The 14,467-nt window shown below is 69.3% G+C and carries 16 protein-coding genes; 5 read left to right on the top strand and 11 right to left on the bottom strand.

Going from position 1 to position 14,467, the window contains the following annotated elements; genetic code table 11:
• Positions 1-171: 171 nt before the first annotated feature.
• A complete protein-coding gene (locus KCH87_RS00235) occupies positions 172-366 on the bottom strand; it encodes a hypothetical protein (RefSeq protein WP_210583129.1) in 195 nt (64 codons plus the stop codon).
• A 117-nt stretch (positions 367-483) separates the two neighbouring features.
• Between KCH87_RS00235 and KCH87_RS00230 the strand changes: the two genes are divergently transcribed.
• Entirely contained in the window at positions 484-750 is a 267-nt protein-coding gene (locus KCH87_RS00230) for a hypothetical protein (RefSeq protein ID WP_210583127.1), read from the top strand.
• Positions 751-1,271: 521 nt separating this feature from the next.
• On the opposite strand, the gene KCH87_RS00225 is transcribed toward KCH87_RS00230, so the two are convergent.
• The 3 genes from KCH87_RS00225 to KCH87_RS00215 all read right to left on the bottom strand — a co-directional run bounded on the left by KCH87_RS00225 (position 1,272) and on the right by KCH87_RS00215 (position 4,298).
• Positions 1,272-2,321, bottom strand: a complete 1,050-nt coding sequence (locus KCH87_RS00225; RefSeq protein WP_210583125.1) for an NAD(P)-dependent alcohol dehydrogenase — start codon at positions 2,319-2,321, stop codon at positions 1,272-1,274.
• A gap of 84 nt (positions 2,322-2,405) precedes the next feature.
• Positions 2,406-3,515 carry an NAD(P)-dependent alcohol dehydrogenase gene (locus tag KCH87_RS00220; protein ID WP_210583123.1) on the bottom strand — a complete coding sequence of 370 codons (1,110 nt, stop codon included), beginning with the start codon at positions 3,513-3,515 and terminating at the stop codon, positions 2,406-2,408.
• 18 nt (positions 3,516-3,533) lie between these two features.
• The gene (locus tag KCH87_RS00215) at positions 3,534-4,298 is read right to left on the bottom strand and encodes an SDR family NAD(P)-dependent oxidoreductase (protein WP_210583121.1); all 765 of its coding nucleotides are present in this window, start codon (positions 4,296-4,298) and stop codon (positions 3,534-3,536) included.
• 185 nt (positions 4,299-4,483) lie between these two features.
• Here KCH87_RS00215 and KCH87_RS00210 point away from each other — a divergent pair, with 185 nt between their 5' ends.
• Complete coding sequence (locus KCH87_RS00210; RefSeq protein WP_210583119.1) at positions 4,484-5,110, top strand: TetR/AcrR family transcriptional regulator; 627 nt, start codon at positions 4,484-4,486, stop codon at positions 5,108-5,110.
• A gap of 173 nt (positions 5,111-5,283) precedes the next feature.
• Here KCH87_RS00210 and KCH87_RS00205 read toward each other — a convergent pair whose 3' ends face one another.
• The 7 genes from KCH87_RS00205 to KCH87_RS00175 form a co-directional block, all read right to left on the bottom strand.
• On the bottom strand, positions 5,284-6,114 hold the full coding sequence (locus KCH87_RS00205; protein WP_210583117.1) for a helix-turn-helix transcriptional regulator: 831 nt from the start codon (positions 6,112-6,114) through the stop codon (positions 5,284-5,286).
• Positions 6,115-6,242: 128 nt separating this feature from the next.
• A complete protein-coding gene (locus KCH87_RS00200) occupies positions 6,243-7,004 on the bottom strand; it encodes an SDR family NAD(P)-dependent oxidoreductase (RefSeq protein ID WP_210583115.1) in 762 nt (253 codons plus the stop codon).
• 352 nt (positions 7,005-7,356) lie between these two features.
• Positions 7,357-7,968, bottom strand: a complete 612-nt coding sequence (locus tag KCH87_RS00195) for a site-specific integrase (protein ID WP_210583114.1) — start codon at positions 7,966-7,968, stop codon at positions 7,357-7,359.
• A 28-nt stretch (positions 7,969-7,996) separates the two neighbouring features.
• Complete coding sequence (locus KCH87_RS00190) at positions 7,997-9,286, bottom strand: hypothetical protein (protein ID WP_210583112.1); 1,290 nt, start codon at positions 9,284-9,286, stop codon at positions 7,997-7,999.
• Positions 9,287-10,393: 1,107 nt separating this feature from the next.
• Complete coding sequence (locus KCH87_RS00185; protein ID WP_210583110.1) at positions 10,394-10,711, bottom strand: helix-turn-helix transcriptional regulator; 318 nt, start codon at positions 10,709-10,711, stop codon at positions 10,394-10,396.
• Entirely contained in the window at positions 10,708-11,856 is a 1,149-nt protein-coding gene (locus KCH87_RS00180; protein WP_210583108.1) for a site-specific integrase, read from the bottom strand. The genes KCH87_RS00185 and KCH87_RS00180 overlap by 4 nt, the downstream gene beginning before the upstream one ends.
• A 197-nt stretch (positions 11,857-12,053) precedes the next feature.
• Entirely contained in the window at positions 12,054-12,404 is a 351-nt protein-coding gene (locus tag KCH87_RS00175) for a GAF domain-containing protein (RefSeq protein ID WP_210583107.1), read from the bottom strand.
• Between the two features lie 32 nt (positions 12,405-12,436).
• On the opposite strand from KCH87_RS00175, the gene KCH87_RS00170 reads away from it, so the two are divergent.
• The 3 genes from KCH87_RS00170 (at position 12,437) to KCH87_RS00160 (ending at position 14,435) form a co-directional block, all read left to right on the top strand.
• Positions 12,437-12,937, top strand: coding sequence for a hypothetical protein (locus tag KCH87_RS00170; protein WP_210583105.1), 501 nt, complete (start codon positions 12,437-12,439; stop codon positions 12,935-12,937).
• 761 nt (positions 12,938-13,698) lie between these two features.
• Positions 13,699-14,064 carry a hypothetical protein gene (locus KCH87_RS00165; protein ID WP_210583103.1) on the top strand — a complete coding sequence of 122 codons (366 nt, stop codon included), beginning with the start codon at positions 13,699-13,701 and terminating at the stop codon, positions 14,062-14,064.
• Positions 14,065-14,102: 38 nt separating this feature from the next.
• On the top strand, positions 14,103-14,435 hold the full coding sequence (locus KCH87_RS00160) for a hypothetical protein (RefSeq protein ID WP_210583101.1): 333 nt from the start codon (positions 14,103-14,105) through the stop codon (positions 14,433-14,435).
• Positions 14,436-14,467 lie beyond the last annotated feature (32 nt).

The raw sequence follows: 14,467 nt of genomic DNA, 5'->3' as shown, positions 1-14,467 counted from the left end.
GCCGCACGCCGTCGGGCGGGCGCCACAGGACCGTCCGGTGGCCGTCGAGCTTGATTTCGAACCACCGTCCGGGCCCGGTCGGCAGCACGGAGACAAGCTCGGCCGGCGCGACATCCACGGTGAATTCCACGTGATCAGCCTCCGTCCATGAACGGTCGCACTCCCGCCGGCCTACTCCGGAATGACCTGAAGCGCCGTGTCCGGATTGCAGAAGGGGCGCGCCGTGCGCCCCGCCGCCGCGGCCACCTGCGTCGCGACCTGGGCGGACAGCCGCGCGCTGATGGCCCGGGTCAGCCGGATCCGCCCGTCCGGCAGCCGTACGACGAGCGCCCTGGGGCGCTTCGCCGGCCCCGTGTAGCCGGTCACAGTAGCGTCGGTCGTCTCCGCGTGTCTGGGACCCGGGGCGCCGCTGCCACCATCGCAGGGTCCGCTGCCAGCGCGGTTCTGGTTCTGACCACGCAGGACCGGTACGGGATGCACGGCATGGCACTTCAAATGGCCCTTGTCATGGGTCCGTTGGCGCTGATCCTGAGCGCATACGGGCGACTGATCGTCGCGCGGCTCTGGCTCGGCGCCACGGGCCGACTGCCCTGGCGGCTCATGACCTTCCTGGAGGAGGCGCACACACGAGGTGCGCTTCGGCAGACCGGTGCACGCTACGAGTTCCGGCACCTCCGGCTCCAGGAATGCCTTGAGGCGAGCAGCCCATCCAACGAGCCGGAGACCACGGACACTTCCGCTGTGCGCTGATGGAGGCGCATGTACGGCTGTCCCCACTCCCAGTACGACAGTCTCGCCGCCGAAGTTGGCCACGAGTACGAGACACGGCAGTTGTGCGTAAACAACCCGTGTCCTGAAGCGAGTTGTACCAGGCCCGCGCCATCGACAGATCGTCCGTCGGCGACACCGCCTGAATCGGCGAAGGCGTAGGCAGTCCGGCGAGCACATCGAGCATCATCGCGCGCCGCTCGATGTATGGCCGCCCGCGAACATCTCTCGTCGGCAGGGCGAGGACGTCCCACGGAGAAGCGCGCGGGTTTGCGGGATCCTGGAGCGAAGGTGCCCGGAACCCGTACGCCGACCCCGGTCTGTGTGTGGGGGGCGTACGGGTTCCGGGTCCGACTCACCCGCGAGTCTGCCGTGGACCGGCATGGCGTGTCGCGGCACCCCATTTTTCGAACGAGTGCGCGGTAATGATCGTACGGCCACCGACGCCGTGCATCCGCGACGTTCATTTCCGTGTCCTCCGTGGATGCGGCCGTACTGGATGTTCAGCCCTGGAACTTGGTCATGTCGATGACGAACCGGTAGCGAACCTGGGACCGGTCGAGGCGTTCGAAGGCGTCGTTGATGTCGCGCATGGCGATGGTTTCGATCTGAGCCTTGATCTGGTGGTCGCCGCAGAAGTCGAGCATTTCCTGGGTCTCGGGCATGCCGCCGGTGGAGGAGGCAGCGTAGGAGCGGCGGGCGGGGATGAGGGCCCAGTTGTTCATGGTGATGTCGTCGTCGGGGGCGCCGACGTTGACCAGGGTGCCGTCCAGCTTCAGGAGGTTGAGGTACTGGTCGAAGTGGAGGGCACCGGAGACCGTGCACAGGATGAGGTCGAAGGTGCCGGCCAGCCGCTCGAAGGTGTCGGGGTCCTCGGTGGCGTAGTAGTGGTCGGCGCCCAGCTTCAGACCGTCGTCCTTCTTGCTGAGGGTGCGGGAGAGGACGGTGACTTCGGCGCCCATGGCGTGGGCGATCTGGATGGCGATGTGCCCGAGGCCGCCCATGCCGAGGATCGCGACCTTCTTGCCGGGACCGGCGTTCCAGTGTGCGAGGGGCGAGTAGGTGGTGATGCCGGCGCAGAGCAGGGGGGCGGCCGCGTCGAGGGGCAGGCTGTCGGGGATGCGGAGTACGTAGCGCTCATCGACGACGATCTGCTTCGAGTAGCCGCCCTGGGTGATTTCCCCGTGCCGGTCCTTGGCGTTGTAGGTGGGCGTGCAGCCCTTCTCGCAGTACACCTCGAGCCCGGCTCGGCACGGCTCGCACTCGCCGCAGGAGTCGATGTAGGTGCCGACGCCGACACGGTCGCCGACGGCGAACTTCGTCACCTCCGGGCCGGTCTCGGTGACCACGCCGGTGATCTCGTGTCCGGGGACCATGGGGTAGAGGCCGGGGCCCCAGCCGTCGGAGGTCTGCAGGAGATCGGTGTGGCATACGCCGGTGTACTGGATGTCGATGCGGACATCGGCGCCGCGCAGATCACGGCGGGAGATCGTCAAGGGCTCCAGTTTGGCGCCGGTGGACGGGGCGGCATAGGCCGCAGTGGTAGTGGACATGACACACTCCTCCGAAGTGCTTCAAGGAATAGGGGGAGATCGGGAAAGAGGCGACGCCGGGGGTTCGCGGGGCCGACAGGTGGGTCAGCCCGCGGTTTCGGGGTGCAGGACGGCCTTGATCGCGGTGCCGTTGTCGACGTCGGCGATGGCCTGGTGGATGTCCTGGAGGGGGTAGTGGGTCATGAGCCGGTCCACGGGGAAGACCCCTTGCCGGTAGAGGTCGACGAGGCGGGGAAGGATCACCGACGGTGCGGCATCGCCGAGGGTCGTGCCGTGCACGCTGCGGCCGCGGATCACCTTCCAGGCATCGACGGGGAAGCTCTCGCCGGCCGCGACGCCGGTGATCGCAGCGTGGCCCGTCTCGGCGAGGACCTCCACGGCGGTGGTCATGACGTCTGTTCTGCCGGCTGCCTCGACGGTGTATTGCACGCCTCCGCCGGTCGCGTCGCGGACGAGGTCGGCGACGTCGCCGTCGCGTGCGCTGAAGGCGTGCGTCGCCCCCAGCTCCAGTGCGAGGTCGAGTTTCGGCTGCCGGTTGCCGACGGCGATGATCGTGGTGGCGCCGGCGGCCTTGGCCGCCATGACAGCCGCTTGCCCGACCGCGCCGAGCCCGAAGACGGCGACGGTGCTGCCCGGCTCGACGGCCAGGGTGTTCCACACGGCCCCGGCTCCGGTCTGGATGCCGCAGCCGAACGGCCCCAGCACGCTGTGATCGACATCCGGAGGCAGCTTGACCGTGTTGCTGGCGTGGGCCAGCGACAGGCCCGCCCACGAGGACTGGCGCATGAAGTGCCCGAAGACGGTCTCGCCGTCGAGGCCGCGCAGACCCGTGCCGCCGTCCAGACGGGTGCCGGTGAAGTTCATCGCCGTGTGCTGGTCGCAGTAGGGGTGGGCCCCCGTGCGGCAGTGCGCGCAGGTGCCGCACGCGGCCGCGCCCAAGGCGACCGTGTCCCCTGGTTCGACGGTCGTAACGCCGGATCCGACCGCCGCCACCGTGCCGGCCCCTTCGTGGCCGGCCACGAAGGGCAGCGGGAACTCCAGGGTGCCCTCGAGGATTTCGAGGTCGGTGCGGCAGATCCCGGAGGACTCCACCCGGACGAGGATCTCGTCCGGGCGGGGCTCCTCGACGAGGATGTCCTCCAGTTCGATGACGCCCGCGCCCCGGATGACGGCGGCTTGCGTCCGTAGTGACATGGCTCGTCTCCTCGCGGGTCAGAAGTTCTGGTCGGTGGGCCGGATCACGATCTCGTTGATGGCCCGGCGGCGCGGGCTGGTCGCGATGTAGGCGATGGCGTCGGCGATGTCCTCGGGGTGGAGCTTCTCGACGCCTTCGAAGCGCTGGCTCTCGGCTTCCTTGGCGTGTCCCTGCTGGTGGCCGAACAGTTCGGTGTCCACCGCGCCCGGTTCGACGACCGAGAAACGCAGGTTCCGGGCCCCGAACTCCTGGCGCCAGGCCTCGGTGGCCGCGGTCACGCCGAACTTGCTGGCGTTGTAGATCGCGACGCCGGCCGTAGCGACGCGTCCGGCCACGGAGCTGATGTTGATCACGTCCGCGACCTGCCGGTCCGCGTTCTTCGCCGCATCGAGAAGGTGCGGCAGGGCGGCCTTGACGACGTACATCACGCCCTTGACGTTGACGTCGACCATCTGGTCCCACTCGTCGATGCGCGCCCGGATCGAGTCGCCGTTGAGCATGGCGCCCGCGGCGTTCACCACGATGTCCAGGCGGCCCAGGCGTTCGACGATCGTGCGCACCGTCGCGGCGGCGGCGTCCGCGTCGGTGACGTCGGCGGGGATCGCCAGCGCCCGGCCACCCTGGTCGGTGACCGTCTTCGCCAGTTCCTCCACCCGGTCCTTGCGGCGTCCGACGAGCGCAACCGTCGCGCCTTCCTCGGCGAGCCTCAGGGCCGTTGCCCGGCCGATACCGCTGCTGGCGCCGGTGATGAGCGCCACTGTGGACTGCAGCCTGCTGGTCATGTCTCTGCCCTCCTGAAGGCATAGTCGCTGCTCACACCCAATGTGTGAGGGCTCTTACTTGCTTCAATGTAAGAGCCCTCTAGCAGGAAGTCAAACCACCAGACCGGTGAAGGATGGGGGCGTGCGAGAGCGCTGTATCTTCATGTAAGATCACTCTTACATTCAGTGATGGAAGGGAGGAAGACGTGCCGAAACGCAGCGCCTACCACCACGGCGACCTGAAGACCGAACTGGTCTCGACGGCCTTGCAGCTGATCGCCGAGCAGGGCATCGCCGCACTGTCTGTGGCAGAGGTGGCCCGTCGCGCGGGCGTCAGTACGGCGGCTCCCTACCGCCACTTCGCGAGCAAGCAGGCCCTGCTGATCGCCTGCGCCGTCGCTGCGGCGGGCGCACTCGTCGAGCGGATGCTCCAGGCCCAGGAGGAACTGCCGCGTGACGAGCACGGGACGGACCCGGTCGAGGCCATGGCGGCGTCCGCGGCCGCCTACGCGCGTTTCGCCGCCGAGAACGGCTCGGGGCTCGACCTGATCTTCGCCCCCGAACTGCAGGACGCAGGCGACGAGGACCTGCTCCAGGCCGGACGCACCGTCATGGACGCGTTGCTCCCACCGGCCCTAGCCGTAACGGGCGGAGACGCGCGCAGCGCCCTGAGCCTGCTGGAGCGGCAGATCGCGGGCGCCCACGGCTACGCGGCGCTCCTGCGCAGCGGCTTCCTCAGCCGCCGCCACCCGACGCTGGATGACATTGCCTCCAACGCGGCGGTCATCGCCAGAAGCCTGGCCCGCGAGGCACAGCAAGCCCCGCAGAACTGACCGACAGGCACACGTGAGACCGGAAGACCACGCCTTCCTGGCGAGTGCCCACGCCCGTTGTGGCCATCGCTCGCTCAGCCGTATGACCGGGTGGTTGCAGACACGCAGGGAGCGGGTCGTCCGGCCGCGGCCCTTTGGACGTGTCGCGGCCGGACTGGAGCACGGGTCAGCGTCTAGGCGCCGACGGCATCGGACAGTTCTCGCAACTGGTGCTGCCCGTCGGCCCCGGCCGCAGTGAAGACCAGCAGGCCGTGCGCCTGGCCCGCGCTGAACAGGAGCTGGCAGTCGAGGTCGACAAGTCCCACCTCCGGATGCCTCACCCGCTTCTCGTAGCCCTCGTGGTGCGTATCGATCTCGTGCATGCTCCACAGCGTGGCGAACTCCTGGCTCTGTCCGAGCAGGGCGGTGACGATCCGCTCCGGGAAAGATCCCGCGCCCTGCTGGATGCAGGCCGTGCGCAGCTGGGACGTGAACGACCTGCTGTGCCGGGCGTGGTCGGACTCGGGGTAGATCCGGCGGGTCTCGGGACGAGTGAACCAGCGGTACATCAGGCTGCGCTCCAGGCCCTCGTACACGCTCTCGTCACCGAAGAGAGCGAGGGAGAGCGGTGTCTGCGCCAGGGTTTCGCCGGCCGGCGTGACGATCTGGGCGGGGCTGCCCCGAAGCAGGTCCAAAAGCCGCGACAGACCAACCGAGCGGGCCCTCTTCACCGGTTCACGGGCGGGCGCCTGCCGGCCCGCCAGCAGGAAGAGGTGATCACGCTCTCGCGGCGAGAGCCGCAGGCCACGGGAGATCGCGCCAAGCACCGTCTCGGACGGCGCCGGGCCACGGCCCTGTTCGAGACGGGCGTAGTAGTCGGTCGACATCTCGCTGAGCGCGGCGACCTCTTCGCGGCGCAGCCCCGGGGTTCGTCGACGAGGCCCGCCGTGGAACAGGCCTACGTCCCCGGGCTGGAGGGCTTCGCGGCGGCTGCGCAGGAAATCGGCGAATTGCTTTCGATCCACACGCTTAAGTGTCCACCAGACCCGTCCCGCCGGCCCTCGAAGGCCGAGAGCCTGAGCTGTCTTCGGGTCCACCGGGCGGCAGGGGGGCACTGCCGCCCGACGGACTGTCCGGAATCGTCCCTGATGTTTCAGAGGCGCATGCCGCCGGAGACTCCGATGCGCTGGGCCGTGATCCAGCCGGTTCCGGGTTCCAGCAGTGCCGCGATCGCGCCCGCGATATCGTCGGGCTCGCCGACCCGTCCGAGCGCTGCCTGGCCTGCAATCACCTCACGAAACTGCACGTCATCGCGGATCGCCCCGCCACCGAAGTCGGTGCCCACCGGTCCTGGCGCAATGGTGTTGACACTGATGCGGCGCGATCCCAGTTCCTTCGCCAAGTAGAGGCTGTACGTGTCGACTGCGCTCTTGACGGCGGCGTAGACCGACATCGTCTCATTGACGGTTCGAGTCAGCGCAGTGGACACGTTGACGATCCGGCCCCCATCTGTAAGCAACGGCAACAGCGCTTGGGTCAGGAAGACGACGCCTTTCAGATGCACGTTCACCATGAGGTCGAACGCTTCTTCGCTGGTCTCGCCGAGCGGCGTGCGGGCGGCGCTGCCGGCGTTGTTGACCAGGAAATCGAACGTGTCCCGCCCCCATCGCGCCTCAAGTTCCTGGCAGACGGACTCAGCAAACGCACCAAACGCCCCGAAGTCGGTCGTGTCCAGATGCAACGCGACTGCCCTGCAGCCGAGAGCCTCGACAGCCGCCACAAGGGACGCGGCCTCGGCCTTGCCCGACCGGTACGTGATGATCACATCGGCCCCGGCCTCGGCGAGCTTGAGCGCCGTAGCTCTTCCCAGGCCACGGCTTCCTCCGGTGATCAGACCGATGGCATTGCTACTCACGGATGGTCTCTCCTCTTGTCCTGCCACAGAATCGCTCCCGATAGTGGGGGAGCCGTTCACGGGAACCTGCTGCTGATCCTTCACTTGAGGGTGCAGCGCGTGAAGGCACAATCGATCCAGGGACAAAAGATCCCCCCTTTCCCTGGCGCCGCCTTGCCTGACGTGTCGACCCCGCCCTGGGTAGGCCTCCTTGCTCGACCCACCCGCCCGCCTGGTCCCACGTACGCACTGGCGGGTGCGCCCTGTAGGTCAGGACCACGCATCTGGGGTGACCGGGCTTGCCTGTGGCAGCCGGCTCCTGGCGGAGCTTGTGCTCACCCGCGCTGCTTGCCTCCGTTCTGATCAACCGAGGTCAGCGGATGCGGGGCAGTGCCTTGTCAGGGTGGGCGGCGTGGACGTAGCGGACGGCGGTTCCAGGATGGATGCCGAACAGGTGCACCAGATGTACCGGGTCGGCGGTCTGCCGGGCCTCGTCCAGTACGCGGTCGCTCCACATCTGGCGCGGGGTGATTCCGGTGCGGTCGAACGCGCGGCGCAGTGCGCAGTAGCGGACCGGCGGAAGGGCGGGGTGGTGCGCCGAGTGCGTCGTCACCAGCAAGCGCGGGTTGGGGGATGCGGGCCACTGGTCATGCCGTTCCTGAAGCCACTCGTCCAGGAGACGGCGGGTCAGCGTGTCGAGGTAGACCGTGTGCGGCTGGCCGCGTAGGTGGACTGTGAGGGTCCCTCGGGCAAGGTCGAGGGCGGTCACGGGCAGTTGAGCGACGTTGGTGACCTTGATGGCGTGGACGGCGACCAGGCCGACGGCCAGACGCCCCATCACACTGTCGACCAAGTCCAGCAGGCCGCGCAGCCGGTCGCTGGGCAGTGGTTCGGGAAGCCGTACGGGGGTGGTGAGGGAGAGCCCGGCAAGTGGGTTGGTGAAGACGGTACCTTCCTGCTTGAGGGCACGAAAGACACTGAGCATGCCGTGGGTGCTGGGCGGTGTCGCCCGGTCAGCGGATCCGGGGCAGGGCCTTGTCCGGGTGCGCGGCGTGTACGTACTTCACGGCGATGCTGGGGTGGATGCCGAAGAGGCGCACGAGGTGGACCGGATCGGCAGTCTCCCGGGCCTCGTCCAGAATGCGGTCGGCCCATACCTGCCGTGGCAGCAGCCCGATCTGGTCGAACGCGGCCCGCATCGCGCAGTAGCTGATCTGCGGAGAGGCCGGGTGCCGGTAGGTCTGGGAGGTGATGAGCAGGTGCGGGTTGGTGGCCTGGGGCCAGCGGCGGCGGCGCTCGCGCAGCCAGTCGGCCGTCAGGTCGGTGCTCAGGTCGTCGAGGTAGACGAGGTGGATGCCTTCACCTCGGCGCACCGCCAGTGTCCGGCGGGCGAGGTCGGGGTCGGCCAGGTCGAGCCGGGCGACCTCGACAGCACGCACGGCGTGGATGGCGACCAGACCGACGATGAGGCGCGCGGCCGGACCATCCAGCCGGTCCAGGGCCCCGGCCAGGCGATCGCTGGACAAGGGTCGCGGCAGGTGTACTCCAGCGGGCAGCTGCAGCCCGGCCGTGGGATTGAGGAAGATCAGCCGCTCCTGCTTCAGGGCCCGGAAAATGCTGCGCAGCACGCTGAGCAGCCCGCGGGCCACGTTGCCCTGATGGCGGGCGAGTTCGCTCGTGATGTGATCGGCGGTGACCTGCCGCAGGTCCAGCCCGGCCACCGTCCACGCAGTCAGGGTCGGCCAGGCGACGCGCAGGTAGCGACGGATACGCCGGAAGCCGGCCGGGGCGTGCCGGTAGCGGCCGCGGCCGCGCAGCACCCGCACCCAGGCGCTCAGCTGGTCGGCCATCGGAGCGGGAAGCTGAGCGATCCGTGTGTGCAGGGCCATCTCGTCGTGCCGGTCGCGCCGTTCCTGGCTCAAGTCCGGTACGTGCGGGGGTGCTTGGTGCTGGACGTAGGTGAGCAGCTGCGCGGGTGTCTCGGAGAGTTCGTCCGCCTCCAGCAGCGCGTGCGCGTGGAGGAAGGAGATCACACGGCGCGTGGCAGCGGTGCCGGCCGCAACGGTCCCGGCCAGGGAACGTACGTCCCGCTCGGGGATCGGCACGTGCGGCCCCAGCCGGGCCAGCAGAGTATGCAAGACCACGGCCGCACCGCCCGGCACGTTGCGTTTGTCGGCGAGCCAGGACCGCGGGTAGGCGGCGGTGAAGGTATCCAGCAGGTCCTGCGCCGGAGCCGGCAGTGGGGACAGCGAGGCCAGCGCGAGGACGCGGGCGCGCTGCTTGCGCTGCCAGGTCCGCGGCATTGAGAACAGAGAAAGCTGCCCCGGGCCTACCGGCATCGCCACCGTCTGTCCCCCCGGGGAGGGCGTTGTGCGAGTCCGGGCACGTGAACGAGAGGCCGGGCCAGACCGGTTGTGCACGACGAAGCCCAGCTCCCCGGCCCGCCGCTTGAGCTGGTGCGCGAGCGGTCCGGCGAAGGTGAGTTGCGTGAAGGACACCGCCGCCGACTCGGCGCCGACCTCGCGCACGTAGGGCCAGGCAGGCGCGGCACAAGCCCTCCTCCACGTGCAGCGGCAGATCGTCCCGCCGGCATCTCGGACACCGGCCCACCCGGTAGCGCTCACGGTTTTGCCGCCACTCGCGACACCCGCGGCACCGGGTCGCCGTAACGCCCCAGCACGCACAGTCCGCGCAGGACCGCACCGGCCAGGCCGCAGGCGGCGGGGCCGTGCGCGGCCTCAACATCCCTGCCTGTGCGAGCAGTTCAGCAGCAGATTTCAACGGTAACCGCACCTGATCGAGCATCTCCTGCGCGACCAGTGCCTCCCCCTCGGCATCCCGGATCGCCAGCGCACACCTGATCAGCCGCAGCACCATCTGCGGCCACGTCCCGGTCAGCCCCGCGTTCGCCGCCCGCAGACCGGCGAGCGCCTGCAGGACCTCCTCCTCCGGCCACGTACGGCCGCTGATCCGCCGGGCATCGCTCCGCTCCAGGAGCCGCCGGACCGGGAACAACGTCAGTTGCCCGCGCATCACGGTGGGACAGATCCTGGGGTCGTCGACCAACTGCCGCACCTCGCGCGGCCCCAGAAATGGAGCGGCCGCACCTCGGGGACGCGGCAGGTTCCGTGCACGCTGCTGCCCCAGACCCAGCACGTAGACGTGCAGCTGGGTCGGCCCCGGGAAGACGGCATCGATGCCGGCCCGGATCTCCTCCCGGACCGCAATCACGCACGGACGGCACAGGCCGTCACCGTCCACCGATCCGACCCGGCAGCACCGCGGACACCGCGCCGTCCCCCGGTTCTCCAGCCAGCCACGACAGCTCCAGCACAGCCCGTCCCACAGACGCAACACGCCCCAGTCCAGGCAGAGCCCACACTGCCGCACCACCACCGCAGCCCCCACCGTCAGTTCGGCGGCCGCAGCCGGCGCGGGCCGTCCCGGCGCGGCACCGGCCGCACCTCGCCGCCGACTGCCCGCTCCTGCTCCTCCTGGCCCCCGGCGGCAGCCAGCGGCTCGGCCTCCATCAGGTCGGCCACCGTGCACCCCAGCGCCGCGCAGATCTTGTCCAGGTCCTTCAGCCGCACCGTCACCGGAGTGCCGCCCCACAAGGCGGCGACCTTGCTCAGCGACGGCGTGAACCCCACCTTCGCGAACGCCGCCTGCAGGTCGACAGGCCGCCAGATGTCGCGCTTGGCCGCTGCCCAGCGCAGATTCCACTTCACCGCAAACTCCCCCTATCCGCGACCAGCCGCTGCCCGGCCCGCGCCGCCGACTGCCGCCAGCGGTCCGCCTGCTCGGGATCGGCCTGGGCCGTTGCCAGGTAATTGACCGTCGTAGTCGTCCAGATATGTCCGAGCATCCGCTGCACCTCCCACAACGTCATGCCGCGCTCGTAGTTGTGGGTGGCGCACGCATGCCGCAGCAGATGCGGGAACAACTCCGGCACCGGCCCCGGCAGATACAGCCGCGACGCCGACTTCAGCGCCCGCCGGAACGTCGCCGGGACGATCGCCGGCGCGATCGGAAGGTTCAGCGCCGCCACCGGATTCGGCAGCCTCTCGGAGGGAAACAGCGGCGCCGCGGGATGCTCCGGGTCATCCTGGAACAGGCCGCGGACCTCCTCCACGTACCACCACAGCAGCTCACGGCCCTCCTCGAACAGGAACGCCTCCCGCGGCCTCGGCCCGGACCCACGGGCTCCCTTGCCCTGGACCACGAACCGGCCCCACCGGCCCGACTCCCAGTGCACGTCCCCGAGCGCCACCCCGCACAGCTCAGCAGCCCGCACCCCGGACACGTAGGCGATCTTCGCCATCACATAGTCCCGGCACGCCACCGCCTCCTTACGGGCCTGCGGCAAAGCATTCCGCCACGCCGTGAAGAACTCCCTCATCGCCCGCTGCGACGGAGGCACCCGCAACCCGAAGTCACCCCGGTGACGGGGCCGGTTGAACGGATCGACCGGCGACTCCACGACCGCCCCGAACAGCCGATGGATCTCCCCGGCGTACCGCTGTTCCAGGAACGCGAAGTACGCGTCGATCTTGCTGATCTTCGCAAGGACCGTCGACCGGGCACGCTTGCCCGGACCCGCGAAGTAGCGGTCCAACGCGGCCGGCGTGAGCTGCCACGGCACGACGTCGTAGTGCTCGCACAGCTCGATCACCGGCTTGACCAGCTGGTCAATCGATGACGGCATCAGCCCTGCCGCATCCCGCGCCCACTGGTACTCCGCGAGTGTGTCGAAGAAGTACGACCGCTCATCCCGCTGCCCCGAACGGTTCCGGTAGGTGTGGAGGGAGAAGACCTCCGCCAGGCCGACCGCATCGCGTCCAGGGGTCAGGGAACAGGTTTCGGATTCCCCCATGGACCCGCAGATTACGAGAGTCACTTGCAGAATCTGCGAGTGATTGCGGGAATCTCACACCCTTGAGGGACAACTCGAACAAGGGTCTCCTACCTGCTGACTTCGCCCGATCGTGCCTCTGGTCCCGACTCAGGAACCCGTGCGTACTCCAGTTAGCGCGCGGGTTCACAGTTTCCTGAAGCCGTAATACGCCGGTCTCAAGAGGACTCCCGCGAACGGCGACCTGCGGGAACGTGATCGGCTCCGTGCCACTCGCAGAACTCTCGCAACCGGTCAAGTATGCGAATCGGGCAGGTGCGGGTGGCCGCCACCACGCGGTCGCGCTGGGCCTGGAGCGCCTGGGTGAGTTCGAGGGCGCGGACGAGTACGGCGACCTGGGCCGCCATCGCGGCCAGCAGCCGGACGTCGGCCTCGGTGTACGTGTCCGCCGGGTTGCGACGAGCCATCTCAAGGGCCCCCACATCGCGCCCGCCGACCTGCAGTGCCACGGTGTGGCCGTGCACCGGCGGGCTTCCCCAGGCGCCGAGTCGGCTGCCGTCGGGTGCCATGCCCCGGGGGCGCGTACGGCGACGGAGACGGCGTGCAGCGCGGCTGGCAGGAGGTCGGGCTCGTCGGCGGCGGCGACCTGGTCGCCCAGGCGGGCCAGCGCACCCAGGGGGTCCTGGCGGGCTCCGTACACCAGCGGGTCCGCAGCGAGTTGCAGCCGGGCTCGGGCTGGAGTGAGCATCACGGCCACCAGGCCGGCGGCCATCATGCCGGGCAGCGGGCGCCGGTCCAGTGCCGAACCCGCCAGGGCGGTCACCGTGAGGTAGACCACGATCACCACAGCGGTCAGCGTTCCGTAGACGACTCCGCGGCGCAGGATCGTCTCGATGCCGAGCAGCCGATGGCGCAGCACACCGACCGCGACCACCACCGGCACCGGGTAGACGCAGATCGCCAGGGCGGGTTCGGGGATGTCGAGGTAGGTGGCAGCCAGGAGCGGTCCGGCGATACAGACGAACCAGGCGAGTTGCTGGCGTTCGGGCGGCTTGGCGCGCACCAAGCGCATGACAGTGCCCACCCAGATGGCGACCGTTGACAGGGCCAGCGCGGGGACACAGACGGCCCACAGCACAGCCCCCCAGCACCAGTGGCGGAAGCGCGGGCGGCGGGTCCACTCCCGGCGAGGAGTCGGCGAACGCCTCGGGGTAGAAGGGCAGAGTGGCCAGGAGCAGCAGCATGACGGTGGCGACCGCGGCTACCGGCCACCGCCACCAGCGTGCCGGGAGCCACCCGTTCGGGTAGTACGCCAGCATGATGGTCGAGGGGGCGATGACGGCCGGCATCCACGTCGCCGTACTGGCCGCCGCGACCACGTCCGCGGCTGGCCAGGCGGGCTGGGCGATCGTGGCCCCGTAGACGCCGTATCCGTTGAGCCCTATCTGGCACATCGACGACGCCCCGGTGGCCAGGAAGAGCCAGCCGAGCACATTGCGGGGACGCAGCCAGATCAGGACCAGGCCGGTGAGTTCCCATTCCAGGCTCGCCCCTCCCACGACCCCCACGAAGTAGACGTTGTCGCCCAGCCGTTCGGCATGGGGCAGCGAGGTGATCCAGCCGGCGAACGCCAGCACGGCCGTGCTGAGGAGCACCACCGTCCCGGCAACCGCGCGCGCAGCCATTCCCTCAGTGTGCGGCGGTACGCCTCCCTGCGATACGGGCGACGTCCCGTCGGGCACGGGAAGTGTGCCCGCGCACATCGGGGCACTGGCCCCAGGCCCTTGGGCGCCCATCCGCCGCATCGTGGTTGCCGCTCCTCCTGTCCGGGAGGGGCTGCAACTGCGAAGGAAGGCAAGGAAGATGACGATCCATATCGAATGGAGCCAGCTGGAGAAGGCCGAGCGTCTTCGGGAGGACCAACTCAGGCTGCGGATCAGCGACTCCGACGACCCGGAGATCACCGAGTTCCGGCTGAGTCTGCTCGGCGCCGTGAACTGGTGGAAGGGCGTCGAGATCAAGAACTCCGGCGGCCAGCTCGTCGCTTTCGTGGAGGCCACCGGACCGCAGGTCGGGCTGACGGAGGTCGAGTGGGACTCGGTCGTCGGCGGCAGTGTCGTGCTGTGGAAGGCCAAAGCCTTCGGTATCCACACGCCGATGTACTCCCTCGATGTGGAGGACCACCTCAAGGGCAGGCGCCTTGCCTTGCGGTGGGTCGCAGACAGCTGACGCCGAACGCGCACCACCACACACCTCAGGGGATCCTCATGCGCACCACACCACGACGACCCATCGCCGTAGCCGCGGCCGCCATCTGCACGGCGGTTCTCCTCGCAGTGTCGGCCTGCGGCAACGACAACGGCCCTAAGGAGCCGGCGGATTCGACCGGCCTGGAGGAGGTCATCACCGACGTCCCCGAGCCGGATCCGGAACCGGCGGACGAGACGGACCTACTTCCGGCCGACCCGGATTGGGAGTACGTCCCGGACGAGCCTTCCGTGGACCCGCGCGGCGGCACCAATCCGTGTGCCTTCTACGGCGACCCGCTCTGCCCCGACACCCCGATCGTCATCCCCGCCCCGGATCTCGGCTCCTGGTGACAGCCACCGTACCCATGGCCGCACACCAGCCG

This window comes from Streptomyces sp. GESEQ-35 (genome assembly GCF_017948485.1).
Lineage (GTDB): Bacteria > Actinomycetota > Actinomycetes > Streptomycetales > Streptomycetaceae > Streptomyces.
This window is presented reverse-complemented; position numbering and strand designations above follow the sequence as displayed.